General features: G+C 39.4%; 16 protein-coding genes. 3 read left to right on the top strand and 13 right to left on the bottom strand.

The window, feature by feature from the left end; all coding sequences use genetic code 11:
* Positions 1-2 precede the first annotated feature (2 nt).
* The 10 genes from rplB to LT090_RS02060 all read right to left on the bottom strand — a co-directional run bounded on the left by rplB (position 3) and on the right by LT090_RS02060 (position 14,398).
* A complete protein-coding gene (gene rplB / locus LT090_RS02105; RefSeq protein WP_068545010.1) occupies positions 3-827 on the bottom strand; it encodes a 50S ribosomal protein L2 in 825 nt (274 codons plus the stop codon).
* 9 nt (positions 828-836) lie between these two features.
* Entirely contained in the window at positions 837-1,139 is a 303-nt protein-coding gene (rplW, locus tag LT090_RS02100; protein WP_068545011.1) for a 50S ribosomal protein L23, read from the bottom strand.
* The gene (gene rplD, locus LT090_RS02095) at positions 1,136-1,741 is read right to left on the bottom strand and encodes a 50S ribosomal protein L4 (protein ID WP_068545012.1); all 606 of its coding nucleotides are present in this window, start codon (positions 1,739-1,741) and stop codon (positions 1,136-1,138) included. The genes rplW and rplD overlap by 4 nt, the downstream gene beginning before the upstream one ends.
* Before the next feature lie 17 nt (positions 1,742-1,758).
* Positions 1,759-2,397, bottom strand: a complete 639-nt coding sequence (rplC, locus tag LT090_RS02090; RefSeq protein WP_068545013.1) for a 50S ribosomal protein L3 — start codon at positions 2,395-2,397, stop codon at positions 1,759-1,761.
* A gap of 15 nt (positions 2,398-2,412) precedes the next feature.
* Positions 2,413-2,724 carry a 30S ribosomal protein S10 gene (rpsJ, locus tag LT090_RS02085; protein WP_068545014.1) on the bottom strand — a complete coding sequence of 104 codons (312 nt, stop codon included), beginning with the start codon at positions 2,722-2,724 and terminating at the stop codon, positions 2,413-2,415.
* A 517-nt stretch (positions 2,725-3,241) separates the two neighbouring features.
* The gene (gene uvrA / locus LT090_RS02080; RefSeq protein WP_068545015.1) at positions 3,242-6,064 is read right to left on the bottom strand and encodes an excinuclease ABC subunit UvrA; all 2,823 of its coding nucleotides are present in this window, start codon (positions 6,062-6,064) and stop codon (positions 3,242-3,244) included.
* A gap of 272 nt (positions 6,065-6,336) precedes the next feature.
* Positions 6,337-9,486, bottom strand: a complete 3,150-nt coding sequence (locus tag LT090_RS02075) for an efflux RND transporter permease subunit (RefSeq protein WP_068545016.1) — start codon at positions 9,484-9,486, stop codon at positions 6,337-6,339.
* A gap of 11 nt (positions 9,487-9,497) precedes the next feature.
* Positions 9,498-10,595, bottom strand: coding sequence for an efflux RND transporter periplasmic adaptor subunit (locus LT090_RS02070; RefSeq protein WP_068545017.1), 1,098 nt, complete (start codon positions 10,593-10,595; stop codon positions 9,498-9,500).
* Positions 10,596-10,900: 305 nt separating this feature from the next.
* Positions 10,901-12,931 carry an NADPH-dependent 2,4-dienoyl-CoA reductase gene (locus LT090_RS02065; protein WP_068545018.1) on the bottom strand — a complete coding sequence of 677 codons (2,031 nt, stop codon included), beginning with the start codon at positions 12,929-12,931 and terminating at the stop codon, positions 10,901-10,903.
* A 117-nt stretch (positions 12,932-13,048) separates the two neighbouring features.
* Entirely contained in the window at positions 13,049-14,398 is a 1,350-nt protein-coding gene (locus LT090_RS02060; RefSeq protein WP_068545019.1) for a YjiH family protein, read from the bottom strand.
* Positions 14,399-14,645: 247 nt separating this feature from the next.
* Here LT090_RS02060 and trmA point away from each other — a divergent pair, with 247 nt between their 5' ends.
* Entirely contained in the window at positions 14,646-15,740 is a 1,095-nt protein-coding gene (trmA, locus tag LT090_RS02055; RefSeq protein ID WP_068545020.1) for a tRNA (uridine(54)-C5)-methyltransferase TrmA, read from the top strand.
* Positions 15,741-15,800: 60 nt separating this feature from the next.
* On the opposite strand, the gene fabR is transcribed toward trmA, so the two are convergent.
* Entirely contained in the window at positions 15,801-16,421 is a 621-nt protein-coding gene (gene fabR, locus LT090_RS02050) for an HTH-type transcriptional repressor FabR (protein ID WP_068545021.1), read from the bottom strand.
* Between the two features lie 152 nt (positions 16,422-16,573).
* On the opposite strand from fabR, the gene LT090_RS02045 reads away from it, so the two are divergent.
* Together LT090_RS02045 and LT090_RS02040 are read left to right on the top strand one after the other, a co-directional pair.
* On the top strand, positions 16,574-17,680 hold the full coding sequence (locus LT090_RS02045; protein WP_068545022.1) for an acyl-CoA desaturase: 1,107 nt from the start codon (positions 16,574-16,576) through the stop codon (positions 17,678-17,680).
* Positions 17,673-18,185 carry a histidine phosphatase family protein gene (locus LT090_RS02040; protein ID WP_068545023.1) on the top strand — a complete coding sequence of 171 codons (513 nt, stop codon included), beginning with the start codon at positions 17,673-17,675 and terminating at the stop codon, positions 18,183-18,185. The genes LT090_RS02045 and LT090_RS02040 overlap by 8 nt, the downstream gene beginning before the upstream one ends.
* Here LT090_RS02040 and LT090_RS02035 read toward each other — a convergent pair.
* A complete protein-coding gene (locus tag LT090_RS02035; RefSeq protein WP_157726589.1) occupies positions 18,175-18,663 on the bottom strand; it encodes a hypothetical protein in 489 nt (162 codons plus the stop codon). The genes LT090_RS02040 and LT090_RS02035 overlap by 11 nt on opposite strands.
* A gap of 114 nt (positions 18,664-18,777) precedes the next feature.
* Positions 18,778-19,593: a mechanosensitive ion channel family protein gene (locus tag LT090_RS02030; protein ID WP_068545025.1), complete on the bottom strand. Its 816-nt coding sequence runs from the start codon at positions 19,591-19,593 to the stop codon at positions 18,778-18,780.
* Between the last annotated feature and the right edge of the window lie 572 nt (positions 19,594-20,165).

The raw sequence follows: 20,165 nt of genomic DNA, 5'->3' as shown, positions 1-20,165 counted from the left end.
TACTACTTAGTACGACGACGTACGATAAACTTATCGGTACGCTTGTTCTTACGAGTTTTGTAACCTTTAGTAGGTACGCCCCAAGGTGATACTGGGTGACGACCACCAGAAGTACGACCTTCACCACCACCGTGTGGGTGATCAACTGGGTTCATAGCAACACCACGAACAGTTGGACGAACACCGCGCCAGCGTGAAGCACCAGCTTTACCCAATGAGCGAAGCATGTGTTCAGCGTTACCGATTTCACCTAAAGTAGCACGACATTCTGCTTCGATTTTGCGCATTTCGCCTGAACGTAAACGTACAGTAACGTAAGCACCATCTTTAGCAACTAATTGTGCGTAAGTACCAGCTGCACGTGCGATTTGAGCACCTTTACCTGGCTTTAACTCGATTGCGTGAATAACAGAACCTAAAGGAACGTTACGCAATGGTAAAGTGTTACCTGCTTTGATTGGAGCATCTACACCAGACTGAACTGTGTCACCAGCGCTAACACCTTTAGGTGCAAGGATGTAACGACGTTCACCATCTGCGTATAATACTAACGCAATGTTAGCAGAACGGTTCGGATCATATTCCAAACGTTCAACTTTTGCAGGGATACCATCTTTAGTACGCTTAAAGTCGATCATACGGTAATGATGCTTGTGACCACCACCAACGTGACGAACTGTAATACGACCAGTATTGTTACGACCACCAGATTTAGATTTAGTATCTAAAAGAGGTGCGTAAGGCTTACCTTTATGCAACTCCGCGTTAACCACTTTAACAACGTGGCGACGACCTGGAGAAGTAGGTTTACATTTAACTATAGCCATGATTCTCTCCTATTGCTCTGCGCCAACGAAGTCGATGTCGCTACCTTCTGAAAGAGTAACATAAGCTTTTTTCCAATCGCTACGACGACCCATACGAGCGCCAGTGCGTTTAGCTTTACCCTTAACATTAAGTGTACGAACACCAGTTACTTCAACTTCGAAAAGTTTCTCTACAGCAGATTTAATTTCAAGCTTTGTAGCTGTAGTAGCTACACGGAAAACAACTGTATTGTTTGCTTCTGCAGACATTGTTGCTTTCTCAGAAATGTTAGGTGCTAAAATCACCTTCAACAAACGTTCTTCGTTGATCATGCTAACATCTCCTCAATTTGCTTGATTGCCGCTTCAGTAACTAATACTTTTTCGAAACCTACAAGACTTACTGGGTCGATACCAGCAACGTCACGTACGTCAACTTTGTATAAGTTACGTGCAGATAAGAATAAGTTTTCGTCAACGTCTGGAGTTACGATTAATACATCTTTTAACTCTAGATCTTTTAACTTAGCTACTAATTCTTTCGTTTTAGGCGTTTCTACCGCAAAATCTTTAACCACAACTAAACGTTCTTGACGAACTAGTTCTGATAGGATGCTTTGAATCGCACCACGATACATTTTACGGTTAACTTTTTGGCTGTGATCTTGTGGCTTAGCAGCGAATGTTACGCCACCTGTACGCCAGATTGGACCACGAGTAGTACCAGCACGTGCACGGCCAGTACCTTTTTGGCGCCATGGTTTAGCACCACCGCCGCTAACTTCTGAACGAGTTTTTTGAGCACGAGTACCTTGACGAGCACCTGCTGCATAAGCAACAACTACTTGGTGTACTAGAGCTTCGTTAAACTCACGTCCGAAGGTAGCTTCAGACACTTCAAGAGCGCCAGATGCGTCTTTCAATGATAATTCCATCACTAATCTCCTGGACGTTAGGCTTTAACAGCTGGTTTAACGATCACGTTGCCATTTACTGAACCCGGAACCGTACCTTTAATAAGAAGTAGGTTACGTTCAGCGTCAACGCGAACTAATTCAAGGTTTTGAGTAGTTACTTTCTCAGCACCCATGTGACCAGACATTTTCTTGCCTTTAAAAACACGGCCTGGTGTTTGACACTGACCGATTGAACCGTTTGAACGGTGAGAGATAGAGTTACCATGAGTAGCATCTTGCATGCTGAAATTCCAGCGCTTAATACCACCTTGGAAACCTTTACCTTTAGAGGTACCGGTTACATCTACCATTTTGGTTTCATTGAATAACTCAACAGTGATTTCACTGCCAGCTTCAATACCTTCACCTTCACCATCTTGTAAGCGGAATTCCCAGCAGCCACGGCCAGCTGTAACACCTGCTTTAGCAAAATGACCTGCTAAAGGCTTAGTAACACGACTAGCTTTACGAGAGCCAGTTGTTACTTGTAAACCACGATAACCATCGTTTTCAAGCGTTTTAACTTGAGCAACGCGGTTAGCTTCAACTTCTACGACTGTAACTGGAATTGAAACGCCATCTTCAGTGAAGACACGAGTCATACCAACTTTACGTCCGACTAAACCAATAGTCATAGTTAAATCCCCTTATTAACCCAAGCTGATTTGAACGTCAACACCAGCTGCTAAATCTAAACGCATTAATGCGTCTACAGTTTTCTCAGTTGGTTCAACGATATCAATCATACGCTTGTGAGTACGGATTTCGTACTGATCACGAGCGTCTTTGTTTACGTGTGGAGAAATCAGAACAGTAAAACGCTCTTTACGTGTAGGAAGTGGAATAGGACCACGAACCTGAGCACCAGTGCGCTTTGCAGTATCTACGATTTCAGCTGTTGATTGATCAATCAGACGATGATCGAACGCTTTCAAACGAATGCGAATTCTTTGACTTGACATGTAATCAAATCCCCAATATAAAAAGAACGAACAAAGTATGACTCATCACCTACGTTTTGATGTAGGGGAGCATACTGCTATATACATTCAACTCCAAATCGGAGTTGCTGTTGGTTAGCTTCAAAGCCTTATCTAACACTGCGTGCAGACAAAACATACTAACAAAATAACCTAACCTTACTCGGCTAAGTCGGCGTATTATACTGAAATAGAGATTTAATGCAAGCCGATTGTACGAACAATAGCCAAATAAATTGTATGAAAATTGTTAACGGGATTAACAAGTGGGGTAAAACTAAAGCGTTACTAATTAGACGCACCGTCATTGCGGCGAAGGCCGCAACCTCCTTGACTTTATATGTACCTTCGTTAGAAGCACGTTCTAAATTAGAGAGGTCCCGGCCTAGGCTCTGGCACCCTGCTTCGCTCTACCTCCTGCGTCCATGCAGTCGTCCGCCGGGATGACATTTAATTGTTTCTGATAAATGCGCAGAACTCTTTCGCGAATAAATTGCTCCTACAACAATGGTTTTAGGAATCGCGCTGTATGCGATTCTTTATGGTTCGCTACATTTTCAGGTGTATCGGCCACTAATATTTGACCACCACCTGAACCACCCTCTGGCCCTAAATCGATAATCCAATCAGCAGTTTTTATCACATCTAAGTTATGTTCAATAATAACCACGGTGTTACCGTGATCACGCAGGCGATGTAATACATGCATTAATTGTTTTATATCGTGAAAATGTAAACCTGTCGTTGGTTCGTCAAGAATATACAAGGTTTGTCCAGTATCACGTTTTGACAGCTCTTTTGATAACTTAACCCTTTGCGCTTCACCACCAGACAAAGTTGTCGCTGATTGGCCTAGCTTTATATAAGTTAAACCAACATCCATCAATGTTTGAAGTTTACGTTTAACGGCAGGAATAGCATGGAAAAAATCAAAAGCATCTTCAATTGTCATGTCTAATACTTCATGGATATTCTTGCCTTTATAGCGAATCTCTAATGTTTCTCTGTTATATCGCTTACCTTTACAAACATCACACGGTACATATACATCCGGCAAGAAGTGCATTTCAACTTTTATAACACCATCACCTTGACAGGCTTCACAACGACCACCTTTCACATTGAAGCTAAATCGTCCTGGCTTGTAGCCACGTGAACGAGATTCTTGCGTCGCTGAAAAAATGTCACGTATATTAGTAAAAATACCAGTGTAAGTTGCTGGATTAGAACGCGGCGTTCTACCGATTGGGCTTTGATCAATATCGATAACTTTATCAAGCTTATCCAACCCAGTAATTGATTTATACGGAGACGGTTCATCTACGGTAGCTCTATTCAACTCAATATGAGCAATTTTGTATAAGGTATCGTTGATTAATGTTGATTTTCCAGATCCTGATACACCGGTCACACAAGTCATTAAACCAAGAGGAATAGTTAGATCGACATTTCTAAGGTTGTTACCGGTCGCCCCTTTCAACTCAACTAACGCATCTTTTTTAAATGGTGTGCGCTTTTTCGGAACCGCGATACCTTCTTTTCCAGATAGGTACTTACCGGTTAATGAATTATCATTATTTAAAATATCTTCTAACGTACCTTCCGCGACAACTTCACCACCATGGACACCAGCACCAGGGCCGATATCGATGACATGGTCAGCTTCTTTAATTGCATCTTCGTCATGCTCAACAACAATCACTGTATTGCCTAGGTCACGTAAGTGAACCAACGTTTTTAATAAGCGTTCATTGTCACGTTGATGCAGGCCTATAGAAGGTTCGTCTAATACATACATTACACCAACCAATCCTGCGCCGATTTGCGATGCCAATCGAATGCGTTGTGCTTCTCCACCGGAAAGTGTTCCAGCTTCTCGCGACAGAGTTAAGTAGTTGAGGCCAACATTGACTAGAAATCCTAATCTATCGTTTATTTCCTTTAGAATTTTTTCGGCGATCTTCGCTTTTTGACCAACCAACTGCATTGATTGAAAGAACTCAAGTGACTCGGCAATTGAATATTCAACAATATGATGCAAAGGTTTGTTATCAACAAATACATTTCTCGCTTCGAGGCGCAAGCGAGAGCCATCACAACTTGGACAATCTTGACTATTAAGGTATTTAGCTAACTCTTCACGAACAGCGTTTGACTCCGTTTCGCGATAGCGTCTATCCATATTAACCAAAATACCTTCGAATGGATGTTTTCGGATAACAATGTCACCACGGTCATTCATGTACTTGAATTCAATTTCTATACGCCCACTACCGTTCAATATTAGGTGTTGAGTATCAGCATCTAATTCTTTAAATGGTTTATTGAGGCTAAATTTAAAGTGCTCAGCCAACGAGGTTAACATTTGGAAATAGTAAAAGTTACGCTTATCCCAACCTCTGATTGCACCACCAGCGAGACTTAATTCATCATTAGCGATAACGCGGCTAGGATCAAAAAATTGCTTATGCCCTAAACCATCACATGTTTGACATGCACCTGCAGGATTATTGAATGAAAACAACTTAGGCTCAGGTTTCTGCATACTGTATCCACATTGTGGACATGCAAAATTTGCTGAAAATAATATTTCATCTCGATCTGGTTCATCCATAAATGAGATTGCTGCAATACCGTCGGTGAGACTTAGCACGGTTTCAAATGACTCAGCTAATCGAGTTTGTATATCATCACGAACTTTAAGGCGATCTACAACAACTTCAATAGTATGCTTTTTATGAAGGTCTAACGTCGGCGGATCTGATAAATCACAAACTTCACCATCAATTCGTGCTCGAATATAACCCTGTGCAGCTAGGTTATCGAGCAACTTTATATGCTCCCCTTTACGATCTTGTACAACCGGTGCGAGCAACATTACTTTTGTACCTTCCGGTAATTCAAGTACTTTATCAACCATTTGCGATATTGTTTGTGCTGTCAATGGCTCATGATGCGTTGGACAACGCGGTTCACCTACTCGAGCAAATAATAAGCGCAGATAGTCGTATATCTCAGTAATTGTACCTACCGTTGACCTAGGGTTATGAGATGTTGATTTTTGTTCTATTGAAATTGCAGGAGATAAACCTTCAATGTGATCAACATCAGGCTTTTCCATTAAAGATAAAAATTGACGAGCATAAGCGGAAAGGGATTCAACATATCGACGTTGACCTTCAGCATACAAGGTATCAAATGCTAAAGAAGATTTACCTGAACCCGATAAACCTGTAATCACGATTAATTTATCGCGCGGAATATCAAGGTCAATGTCTTTTAAGTTATGGGTACGGGCACCACGAACTTCTATTTGTTTCATCGTATATCCTGTTGCTGAGTCAGATAAGTAGGGTCAGATCACACTTTTCATCGAACTTAACGAACAAAAAATGTGATCTGACCCTACTTATTTCTTGGAAAAATTCGAATCGCATATTATGCACTAAAATGCTTTAAAAATCAGCTATTACCTTAAATGTTTAATAAAGAGCTGTGGATGATATTGCAGGTTTAAATAAATTTTAACTACAGAAAAACAAAAACGGGCCATAGGGCCCGTTTACATTTATAAAATTATTGATGTTTTAGCGTTTATGCTTTTATTTCACGCTCAGCATCTGCAACCGCAGCAACTTCAGTTCTTGAGCCAAAACGCTCACGTACAATTTGTACCATAATGAAGAAAATAGGTACGAATATACAACCAATAATTGTCGCCGATAACATGCCACCAAATACGGTTTGTCCCATGACGTTTCGGGATGCAGCACCCGCCCCTGATGCAGTCATTAGAGGTACAACACCTAAAATGAATGCAAATGCCGTCATAAGAACCGCGCGCATACGAAGCTTAGCTGATTGAATCCCTGCCTCTAGAATAGAAAGACCTTTATCTTCACGAAGCACCTTAGCAAATTCAACAATTAGTATCGCGTTACGCGCTGCCATACCAATCATCAAGACTAGACCAATCTGAGTATAAATATTCAAAGTTCCCCCCATCATGGTTACTAGGAATAAGGAGCCTAATAATGCAGTTGGAACACAAAGAATAATCGCAAACGGTGTCATCCAAGATTCATATTGTGCAACAAGGAACAAGTAAGTGAATAATATCGCTAAGCCAAATAGGAAAATTATGCCGCCACCAGTTTTTACTTCTTGATAAGTTTGACCGGTATATTCAATTTTATAACCATCAGGTAATTGCGCAGCAACTTCATTTGCAGCTTTAATAGCGTCACCAGAAGAGTACCCTGGAGCCGCTGCAGCCATCAATGTTGTAGCATTATATAAGTTATAACGCGCAGAAACATCTGCACCTATTGCTGGCGAGAACGAAGCAAAATTAGAGAAACGTATCAACTCACCATTTTTACTTTGCACATATAACGTACTTAAATCTGTTTCATCATCACGGAACTTCCCATCCGACATGATATTAACCTGATAGTTTTTACCAAATTTGGTGAAGTCATTTATATACTTCTTACCAAACATGGTCGCTAAAGTAGTATTGATGCTTGTCGGGCTTATACCTAATTTCATCGCTAATTCGTAATCTATATCAAGATACAATTGCGGTACATTGGCGGTATAAGTTGAAAATGCGAAGGCAACTTCAGGCCGAGCCATCAAGTCCATTGAATACTTCTGTAAAACAGGCCCTAGTGACTCTGTTGAACGGCCTAATGTGTCTTCTAATACTATCGATAAACCAGAAGAAGTACCCATGCCCGGTATCGCAGGAGTCGTAATTGCTAAGCCCTTGATCTCTTTATTGGCATTTAACAGCCCTCGAGATTGAGCTAGAATAGCAGCCAACGATAATTCCGGCGTTTGACGTTCTGACCAGTCATCTAAAGAAACAATTAACATAGCCGAGTTCGTTGCTAAAGCACCTTTTAACATACTAAAACCAGCAGCAGAAACAACACGAGCAACACCTGGTATTGCTTCAATTTGGCGCGTCATACTTTCTACTTCAGCAATTGTACGCTCTAATGTCGAAGCTTCTGGTAGTGAAATATCAACAATAAAGTTACCCTTATCCTCTTCAGGAATAAAGCCTGTCGGCATTGTCTTACCTAAATAGCCAATGTATGCAAGTAAGGCAAAAAAGATTACCATAGTCAACATTATTCGGCGGCCTAAGAATTCAACTAACCAGCCGTACTTTTCACGCGTAGCATCAACAGCTTTGTTAAACCAACCTAATGGCCCTTTCGTCGCTAATGGTTTAACTGTCATTAACATGGCACATAGTGCCGGTGTTAAAGTAAGCGCCACAACAGTCGATAAAACAGTTGAGGCAACGATAGCAACACCAAATTGAGCGTATAGAATCCCGACCATTCCTGGTGCTAACGACACCGGTACGAATACAGCCATAAGTACTAATGCCGAGGCAATAAGTGGCGCAGTTACTTCTTTCATCGCTTTAGAAGTAGCTTCAGGCGCTGGCAAATGCTCTTCGTGCATTAATCGCTCGACGTTTTCTATCACCACTATCGCGGCATCGACCACAATACCAATAGCTAATATTAAACCGAACATGGAGATAGTATTAATGTCCATGCCCATTGCTTGGAATACTAAGAATGTTGCTACAAGAGATACAGGGATAGCAATTAAAGGTATGATCGTTGCACGCCAGTTTTGTAAAAACATATAAGTAATAATGGCAACAAGAATCAATGCTTCAAATAATGTTTTATATACTTCGTCCATTGATTTGGTAATAAATAATGTCGAATCGAACGCTATATCGTACTCAACATCGTCAGGAAACATTGCTGATAGCTCTTCCATTTTCGCTTTTACTTCGTTGGCTACCACTATCGCATTCGCGCCCGGCGCCTGATAAGCAATCAATAAAGGAGAATCCTTATCTGACCATTTAGCAGCGGCGTTATAAGCTTTAGAGCCGAGTTCTACTCGTGCAATATCGCTTAAACGAATATCGCTACCATCTTCCATAACACGGACTACAATGTTTTCAAACTCACTAATATCGGTTAAACGACCTTTAGTCTTAATCGTATATTGGAATGTCGTACCTTCTGGATTTGGTGACTCACCAATTTTACCAGCAGAAATTGTTGCATTTTGAGCAGCAATTGCTGAAGCTACTTCAGTATCTGGAATACCAAAGCCAGCCATTTTTTCGTTATCTAACCAGACACGAACAGAGTAATCCTTTTGACCAAGTAACTTCAATTCACCAACACCGTTAACTCGCAGTAATTGGTCTAAAACGTTAATACTCATGTAATTAGACAAAAACACATCGTCATAAGTGTCGTTTGGAGAGTACAAACTTACAGAAACCAGCATTGAAGGCGATGATTTTTGTACTGTGACACCCATTTGATTAACAATTGCAGGTAACTTAGGTAATGCCTTATTTACTCGGTTTTGGACTAATGTCTGTGCTTGGTCTGGGTCAGTTCCAATGGCAAAAGTAACACGACCAATATAAGTACCATCATTTGCAGATTTGGTATCTATATAGATCATATTTTCTACGCCGTTAATTTCTTGCTCGAGAACAGACGCTACAGTATCTTTAATGGTTTTATGATCTGCACCAGGGAATGTCGCCGTAACCATAATGGTAGGAGGTGTCACCGATGGATACAATGACACGGGCATTTTCAACATTGTTAAGATACCTGTTAAAGTCATTACGATAGATAAAACCATCGCAAACTTTGGTCGGTTTATAAAAAATTCAATCATAAAAACGACCCTTATTCTTCAACCGGTGTAACGGTTTGGCCAACTTTAGCTTTCAATATTCCGGATACGATTACTTTCTCTCCGTCTTGCAAACCATCTTCAACGATCCAATTCATCTCGTAACGCTTACCTAATTTAATGACTCGCTTTGTAACAATATTATCTTGACCTACAACATAAACATATCGTCCTTGTTGATCTTCCATAACCGCTTTTTGCGGAACATAATGAAAACTTGATGCTTTCCCTGCCGTAGCGATTATTGTTACATTTTGACCACCTAACAATAAACCGTCAGGGTTAGGAAATAAAACACGGTATGTTACAGTACCAGCGTTAATTTCACTGCCAATAAAGTTAATTTTACCGGTTTGGTTATACATTGAACCATCAGCTAATTCTAATTCTAATGTATCAGCAATTATTTCTTGATTTTTTAATTTTTTCGCCACTGAAACAAAATGTTCTTTCTCGCCAATTTGTGTATACACTTGTATTTGGCCATTCGCGATAATATCGACAATTGGACCTTGTGCCGTACCAACTAAGTCGCCGACACTAAATTTTGTAATTCCAACAACACCGTCAATTGGCGCCGGTACTTTACTCTTTTTCAGCGATAACTGTGCTTGAACAAGTGAAGCGTTAGCGCTAGCTAATGCTGCAGCGGCAACATCTCTATTTACTTTAATTTGTTCAGCGTCAATCTTACTCATTGCTTGACTGCCTGCTAAACCTTCAGACATTTCAAATTTTACTTCTGCAAGAGCTAATGAAGCTTCTGCTTGTTTAAATAATGCTTTTTGACGCAAAACTTCAGCTTCAAAAGGTTGCGGGTCAATTTCAAACATGACCTCTCCGCGTTTCACTTTTTGGCCTTCTTTAACATGTACCTTAGTGATCACCCCAGATACCTGTGGAACAACGGAAACTTTAGAAAGCGCCTCTGTTTTTCCTGAATAGCGTTCAGAAATTTTTATATTTTCTGGCTTAATTACTTGCACACCTACTTCTTGGGCTGGGGCAACTTGTTGAGTGGCTTGTTGTTCACCACAACCTGCTACGACGAATATCATGAGGGTTGAAAGACCTAAAACTTTGAAGCGCATTATTATCTCCTGCGAACTCGAATTTATTTTTTAACTCGCATAATATAACAACATGTAAGCAAGCCTTTTGTTTCAATTGGTAAACGAAAAAAACAGCTTATTTACATTTTATATAACTATTCAAGCAAAAAATAATCAACTTGTTCTAAAAATTACATAACTTTACTAGTTTTATAGTAGTTCAATTTTTCAGAAAAAAAATAAAAAAGAGCAAAAAAAAACGCTAATTTTTTAATTGCTCTAATATTTTTTATTTAATAATAGCAATGACTTATGATTTCAATCATAAATTATGTAGGTATCAACTATATAGTACTTGCCAATTCAGCACCTTGTCTAATTGCTCTTTTTGCGTCAAGTTCCGCGGCAACATCTGCACCACCTATTAAGTGTGCGCTTTGACCTTGATCAATTAATTGTTGATAGAGTTCATTGTTACTCAACTGGCCAGCACAAACAATAATGTTATCAACATCAAGTATTTGAGGTGCACCATTAACATTTAAACACAATTTACCATTCTCAATAGAATCGTACTCGACACTATTTAGCATAGTTACATCATGGTTTTTAAGAGTACTACGATGAATCCACCCAGTAGTTTTTCCTAAGCCCGCACCTACTTTTGTTGATTTTCGCTGTAACAGAAATACTTTACGTTTTGGTTTTTCATTTTCAATGAAAGGCTCTAATGCACCAGGATGTTGATAAGAAGTATCAATTCCCCATTCTTTGTACCATAGCTCAGGGGTTGTTGTAGTGGAATGTTCTTGTACTAAGTATTCAGCCACATCGAATCCGATACCGCCTGCCCCTATAATTGCGACACGCTCACCAACGGGCTTGTGATATTTAAGCACATCCAAATAACTTAATACCATATCATTGTCGATGCCCTTGATTGCCGGCGTTCTAGGTAATATTCCGGTAGCGACAACAACGTCATCGAAACCGGCAGCAATTAACGACTCACTGTCTTGGTAATTATTCAAATTAACTTTAACGTTTAACAGCTGTAGCTGCTTTTTAAAATAACGTAACGTTTCATAAAACTCTTCTTTTCCAGGAACTTGCTTTGCATAATTGAATTGCCCACCTATTTCATCGGCAGCATCAAATAACTCGATTTCATGCCCCCTACTTGCGGCGTAACAACTAAAGGCAAGCCCTGCCGGCCCTGCCCCAATCACAGCAATTCGTTTAACATTATCTGTTTTATCAAATGTTAATTCTGTTTCATAACATGCCTGAGGATTTACCAAACAGGTAGCACGTTGTTGTTTAAAAACATGATCAAGACATGCCTGATTGCAACCAATACAAGTATTGATTTCATCGGCACGGTTTTCAGCAGCTTTATTAACAAAATGAGCATCCGCCAAAAACGGTCGTGCCATAGACACCATATCTGACTGCCCGCTAGCTAATATTTGTTCTGCTACTTCAGGTGTATTTATGCGGTTTGTTGACACAAGAGGAACGTTCACTTCGCCCATTAGCTTTTCAGTCACCCAGGCAAAAGCTGCTCGAGGAACACTGGTTGCAATTGTAGGTACACGTGCTTCATGCCAACCAATACCAGTATTAATAATGGTTGCGCCTGCGGCTTCTATAGCCTTCGCCATAGTAATCACTTCGTCCCATGTGTTGCCACCTTCTACTAAATCAATCATTGATAATCTGAAGATGATTATAAAATTTTTACCAACACGTTCACGAGTTGCCTTTACTGCCTCTACACCTAGTCGCATGCGATTTTCAATTGAGCCGCCCCAAGCATCCGTTCTATGGTTGGTGCGCTTACAGCTAAATTGATTTATCAGATATCCTTCAGAACCCATAATTTCGACACCATCATAACCGGCATCTTGCGCAAGCTTCGAAGACTTGGCAAAGTCATTTATCGTCTTCCAAATTTGTTTTTCAGACAAAGCCTTTGGTTTAAATGGATTGATCGGTGCTTTAATGTTACTGGCAGAAACCGAAAATGGATGAAAACCATAACGACCAGTATGTAATAATTGCAAACAGATTTTTGTTGGGTATTTATGAACAGCAGCGGTCACAGCTTTATGTTTTTTAACATGCCACCATTTACTCAACTCGCCGCCAAATGGAGCGACTCGACCACGAAAGTTCGGGCTGATACCACCAGTAACAATAAGTCCAACACCGCCCTTTGCTCGTTCTTCATAAAAAGCGGCCAATTTTTCAAAACCATTACGCTCTTCTTCTAAGCCGGTGTGCATAGATCCCATTAATACTCTGTTGCTTAATGTTGTAAAGCCCAGATCTAGCGGAGCGAGTAAATGTGGAAAATATTGATTTGCACTCATAGTTTGTTTCTCTTACATAGTTTGTGGTCGTACCAGTACCGTTAAACTACGTAAAAGAAATACAAATATCAAGCTTTTAAATTAAGTGTCGATTATTTGGTTAGGTTATATGCTCTCTTAAAATACCATATGAGCTATTAACGTAATTATTGGTAACGTTACAATTGTACGCAGCAAAAAAATCACAAATAAGTCGAGAATGTTTACTGGAATTTTAGTCCCTAGCAACATAGCTCCCACTTCAGACAAATAAATTAATTGTGATATTGATAAAGCCGCAATAATAAATCTAGTCATTTCGTTTTCGACCGATGCGATTAATATCGCAGGTAAAAACATATCAGCAAAACCAATGACAACGGTTTTTGCTGCAGCCTCTGCTTCTGGCACCTGCAATAATTCTAAATAAGGAACAAAAGGCTGCCCTAACCAATCAAATATTGGCGTATGCTCGGCAGCAATAAGCGCTAACGTACCAATCCCCAACACCACTGGAATAACCGCAAATAACATTTCAAGCGCATTTTTAAGACCCTGCACTAGCACCTCAACAAAACTCGTTACTTCGCTTGCTCGTTTTAATGCCAACTTAAATGCATGAGTAAAAATGTTTTCCCCGTCTGGTACTTCGCTTGCATTAGGATCTGGTAACGTACCATCGATATAAACATCCTTTTTCCACCTAAGTGGAGGAAGCCTCGGCACTATTAAGGCAGCAACAAATCCAGAAAGACATACAGCAGCATAAAACGGAACAAACAAATGTAATAGATTTACCTGCGCAATCACGATTAAACTAAAGGTAATCGACACTGCAGAAAACGTTGTTCCAACAACAGCGGCTTCTCGTTCTGTATATATCCTTTGCTCGTATTGTTTGCTTGTTAGTAATACACCTACAGTCCCATCCCCTAACCAAGAGGTAGTACAGTCGATGGCGGAACGACCAGGCAACTTAAATAACGGACGCATAATTTTACTAAACAAGGTTCCGATTAATTCCAACAAGCCAAAACTTAAAAGCAATGGAAGTAATAGTCCCGCCAAAATGAATACCGAAAACAGTATTGGCATTAAGTCATTCAATAACATGCCACCAGTGCTAGAACTCCAAATCATTTCACTACCCGATTTGGTATAAATTAGTACGGCAAACGCTGCACCAAGACATCGGATTAACATCCAAACTGGGGTTACCATAAATAAGCTGCCGAGAAACGAGTTGGGTAAAATGAATTTAGGCTGGAAAACATTTATGACAACAGTAAAAAGTGCACTTGCTATCGTCAAAATACAAATCATTTCGATAATTATCGAGGCGACAAACCCCTGCATTGATTTGGCCATGATGGCTACAGGTATGCTTAAATCTGAACCTTGCGATATAGGAAACATGAAAATAAAAATGCCAAGCAAAGACGGCAACAAAAATACGAGTAGGTTACGAGGTGATATTAGTTCTTTCATTTAGATAGCTTTATTTTTGTATTTAATTTATCAAAATTTGTTATTCAAACTATGGCACAAAATTGAATTTATGCACTTTTGTTACAATAACGAAAGTTTTAACTATTATTAATTGAGTTAGATCTATTTCAACTCAAATGACTTTTTAAGGTCTAATTACGATTTCTTAGCGCTGAACTGTATTTTAACTAGACAATCAGTAATCTGCCGTTAAAATCAGCGCAGTCGGAAAAACACATGGAATATTATGCACAGTCACATTCACCCAGATAACTACCAAGCTCAGCTAGATAAGAAAAAAGCTGATATGTCGGCACTATTTGCCCCTTTTTCTGTTCCTGAAGCGCAGGTATTCACTTCTGAACCACTAAACTATCGTCTGCGAGCAGAATTTAGGGTGTGGCATGATGGCGACGACGTATATTACATTATGTTTAACAAAGAAACTCGTGAAAAATATCGAGTGGATCAATTTCCTGTTGCCAGCATTATAATCAACCAAGCGATGCAAAGCCTTATCGCTAATATTAAAGATAATGAGTCATTACGCCGAAAATTATTTCAAGTTGATTTCCTTTCAACCTTAAGTGGTGAGTTGTTGGTCAGTATGCTTTATCACAAGCAGCTTGATGATGAGTGGCAAGTCCAAGCTAAAGAGCTTAAGAGAACATTAAGTGATATTGCACCGGTAGATATTATTGGCCGCGCTCGAAAACTAAAAATTGTTTTAGACAAAGAGTACGTGACCGAGATTTTAACGGTAAAGGGTAAACAATATAGCTATCAACAAGTGGAAAATAGCTTTACTCAACCTAATGGTGGCGTCAACCAAAAGATGTTGACTTGGGCAAGCGATGCGACCGAAAACTCTACCGGAGATTTAGTCGAATTGTACTGTGGTAATGGAAATTTTAGCATTGCTCTGGCAAATAATTTTGACAAAGTATTAGCCACAGAAATATCAAAATCTTCAGTTCAATCGGCACAATTTAATATCGCAGCTAATAACGTCGAAAATCTCGATATTATTCGAATGTCTAGTGAAGAGTTTAGTCAAGCGATGAATGGCGAACGCGAATTCAGACGTTTAGAAGGATTTGATCTGAGTAACTATAGTTATGATACGGTACTAGTAGATCCGCCGCGTGCAGGAATGGATGAAGATTCATGCGAGCTAGTATCGCGCTTTGAAAAAATTATTTACATCTCTTGTAATCCACAAACATTATTCGAAAATTTAGAAATATTAAGTAAGACTCATAACGTCGTTGAATTTGCGTTGTTTGATCAATTTCCTTATACCGACCACATTGAATGTGGCATGATTTTAACCCGCAAATAAATCTATTTTTCACTTTAGATGACAACAAACTTAACGCTTTTTATGTTGAAAACAAAAGCGTTAAGTTTTATTTGTTCTGCGAGCATTCATGTCCATGGCGCCGCGAGCGATAAAACGCAGTTGTGCAATGGTGCGCTCAGTTAACGACTCCCTTTCTTTACTGTCAGCATCTAAGGCCTCTGCTCCTGCACTAAATACTATGGTTACTGCAGCGTTGGCTTGTAAATAACTTGTCTCCGCATCAAGCTTGTTCGCTTTTTGCAAATAATCACAAAGCTCCATGGTAAAGTAACGGATTTCGCGATTAACCGCTGAACGAAACTCTGGAGAAGTACCTGAACGTTCACGCAACAATAACCTAAATTCATTACCGTTAGATTCGATAAACTCCATAAATGTTATCGTCGATATCTTAATGACCGATCCGCCTTTTTCGATACGTTGCCGTGCTTGGCGCATTAATTGACGTAAAGTTAAGCCCGCTTCATCTACTAAAGTTAATCCTAACTCATCCATATCATTAAAGTGGCGATAAAATGATGTCGCGGCTAAACCAGCTTCTTTGGCTACCTCGCGTAAACTTAAACTAGAAAAGCTACGTTCTGCGCTCAATTGATTTAAAGCAGCATCAATTATCAAACGTCGTGTTTTCTCTTTTTGTTGGGCTCTAATTCCTGACATAATTTTTAATATTTAAATTAATAGGTTACTAACGTTAAAGACTAATTATCAGCTATATTAGCACAAGTTTGAAATTCTATGCTTGACTGATTTTGCAGGTAAATATTATAGTGTACACGTGTACACTCAAACAGTATGGTATTTTAATAAAAATGAGTAAACCTCGCCTTCTTTGGATCAATATTTCGATCTTTGTTATTACGTTTTTAGTTGCGTTAGTTTTTGTTCCTTATCGTGCCGTTACTCACGGTTTCGATAGTTTTGAAATTGTCTCTTTAATACTCTGTATTGGCTTTTGTGGGATGTCGATCACAGCGGGTTATCATCGCCTATGGTCCCATAGAACATACAAGGCTCATGCATTCATTCGATTCTTCTATGCTATAGGCGGTGCTTTTGCATTGCAAAACAGCATACTGCATTGGAGTTCAGATCATCGTGTTCACCACAAACATGTAGACAACAATGATATCGATCCATATTCAGCAAAGCGCGGCTTTTGGTTTTCCCATATCGGCTGGATGTTAAGAGATTACAAACCTAAGACTTATAATGACTACAGCAATGTTCGAGATTTGCAAAAAGATAAAATTGTTATGTGGCAGCACAACAATTACCTGTTGCTCGCGATTGCGACCAATTTTGGAATTCCATTAATTCTTGGCTTAATTCATGGCGATATAATTTCAAGCTTATTACTTGCTGGTGTTTTACGTTTAGTGATAAGTCATCACGTGACATTTTTTATAAATTCATTAGCCCATATCTGGGGCAAGCAAACATACACTGATAAAAATACCGCTCGAGATAATGGCATATTAGCATTTTTAACATTCGGCGAAGGCTACCACAACTTCCATCATATTTTTGAAAACGATTACCGTAATGGGATTCAATGGTGGCATTTTGATCCAACCAAATGGTTTATACGATTAGCCAGCTATTTAAAATTAGCATCGGATTTAAAAGTAACGCCGGAAGACAAAATCATTAAAGCAAAAGCAATGATGCAATTGAAACAAAGCAGAGAAAAACTTGCTTTAAAACATAATGCCGAATTGATTATTGAACAGTTACAACGTGAATATGAAGCGTTAGTGCAACAGGTAAGTAATTACTATGAAGTTAAGAAGCAATTGATTAATGCCTGCGAAAGTTCACCTGAACGATTAAACTTAAGCAATCAATATCAGCAGCTCAAGCGAAATCTCAGAGCGAGTATAAAACAATGGAATTCATTGGTAACTAGTTATGCGTAAATTCTTGTTTTGCCTTTCTTTCATTTTGACCCCGTGGATTAGTTGGGCAGATGAGAAGCAACATGAAAAATTTACAATTTACTTGGTAAGACACGCTGAAAAATTATCTGACACAAGCGATCCTAAATTAACCCAGTGTGGAATAGATAGAGCGGTACACTTAAATAATCAATTAATAAATGTACCATTGAGCGCAATTTATAGTAGCGATTATCAAAGAACTAAGATGACGGCAGCTCCTTTAGTGGCGAATCACAATGTAGATTTATCTATTTATGACCCGCGGGAACTTGATGCATTTTCTAAAAAGCTCATAAAACTGAAAACTACAGCTTTGGTTGTAGGTCATAGCAATACAACAGCCGTTCTAGCAGGGTTGCTTGCTAATGAGAGCTTGCCTGCTTTTGACGAGTCTATCTACGATAGGCTCTATCAAGTTACCTTCATTGATGGCAAACCTCACTTGCAGTTATTACAGATGAGCTTTGTTTGCGTTAGTAAGTAGAGCTATCTTGCCCGCCATTATCAGAACCTTCAGATATTAGTTCTACTTTGATGACTTTGAAAGGTGACCCCCACTGCTGGAAGGTCATTATATTATTATCAACCAAGCCGTATAGCTTAACTTTTGCGCCATTTTTCTTGAAGTTAGCCTTCAAATCTAATGGTAAATAACGTTCGCCGTTGTCACCATAAAAACCATAAAAGCCCCCTTCTAGCTCAATAAATTTCAATGTACCTTCATACCATGAAGGTGCATCTATTTCGCCTTTGCTAGTCGCTTGAGGTGGTGGTGTATTGTCAGTCATAGTAATGTTTTTATCTTGCTTTCGCAGTGGTTGTTGTTTCACAGCTTTTTCAGTGGTGGTAGTTGTTGTTAATTTAGCACTTTCATCTTGCTCAGGTGTCGCTTTATCAGCAGCACAGCTAATAATTGCAAGTGAAAGTGTTGGTACTAATATTAACGCTATTAAATTTTTCATATTCTCTCGCATTTTCAATAGTGACATTAAATTCATACCTAGTCAGAGTGTTCATATCATTGCAAGTTCAACGATGAGGAACAAATTCCCCTATAGCACGAATAAATTGGTATGTTATTCAGCTTTATGTAGATGAACATCCATTTGTGGAAAGGGTATATTCAATCCTTCGTTATTGAACACTTTATATATCTGTTCATTCATATCAAAAAATACATCCCAGTAATCGGCGGCATTAACCCAAGCTCTCACGGTAAAATTGACAGAGCTATCTGCAAGCGCAGACACTGCAATATAAACCTCGGGATCTTTTAAAATACGCTCATCTTGATCACATAATTTCCTCATTACAGTCTTTGCTTGATCTACATCATCACCGTAGCCTATACCGAATGTCCAATCTACACGACGCGTCGGCTCAATGGAATAATTAATCATTGACCCTGTGGCTAGACCGCCATTAGGAATAATAATCGTCTTATTATCGGGGGTTTTTAAGATTGTATTAAAAATTTGGATTTCTGATACTTTCCCTACATATCCTTGTGCATCGATTACGTCGCCAATTCGATATGGTTTAAAGATTAGGATCATGACGCCACCGGCAAAGTTTTGTAAAGTTCCTGACAGAGCCATACCGATAGCTAAGCCCGCCGCACCTAATATAGCGACGAAAGAAGTCATCTCAATGCCAAGCATGCTCAATACGGTGATGACAAGCAGCACCTTCATTAACATTTCGCTTAGACCTTTAACAAAAGGTCTAAGTGATTCGTCAATATCACCTCTAATCATCGCCTTGCCGATAGCAAGTGACAAGCCTTTAATTACCCACGCGCCGACAATCCAAATTAGAACCGCTGAAATTAACTTCGGCCCATAAAGAACAACTATTTCAAATAGATCAGTAGCTACTTTATCGTAATCCATAAATATCTCAATTAATTATAATTATTCAATGTAATACTAGTTGAATGAATAAAGTTTAGCGAACTAACGGTTTCTGAGTTATGTACTGATAAACGCTGAAAAAAGCGCCGTCACCTCTCCGTGCCATTTATGACATCGCGGCATTCGTATATCCTATACGTCATCCCACCGTGCTTTTGGGTGGGACCTCATCAAGTACGAGGTGGATATAAAAAGTAGCTACTTGCTTTCGCTTTTCTTTAAGCAAAAAAAAGAGCGCCTAAGCGCTCTTTTTCTGTAGTACTTGGTAGTTACCAAGTAATCGATATTAGTCGATTACTTTAGATACACCAGTACCAACCCTGTATCGAGAGCGCCACCTTCATTGGTGGTGGTTGGTGTTTTTCTTAAGGCAACAAAAAAGGATGCCGAAGCATCCTTTTTTAGTAGTTCTAATGTGAACTAAAGCTCGATATTAGTCGATTAGTTTAGATAAACCGCCATGGATGGTGAGAATGCCGAAAATGCAGGAGCAATTTTCGGTCAACACCTACGCCAACTGTATGCTCTAGAAAACCATAAATGGTTTTACC

Source organism: Thalassotalea crassostreae, from assembly GCF_001831495.1.
In the GTDB taxonomy this organism is placed as follows: domain Bacteria; phylum Pseudomonadota; class Gammaproteobacteria; order Enterobacterales; family Alteromonadaceae; genus Thalassotalea_A; species Thalassotalea_A crassostreae.
The sequence above is the reverse complement of the archived record's forward strand: the minus strand, read 5'-3'. Positions and strand labels throughout refer to the sequence as shown.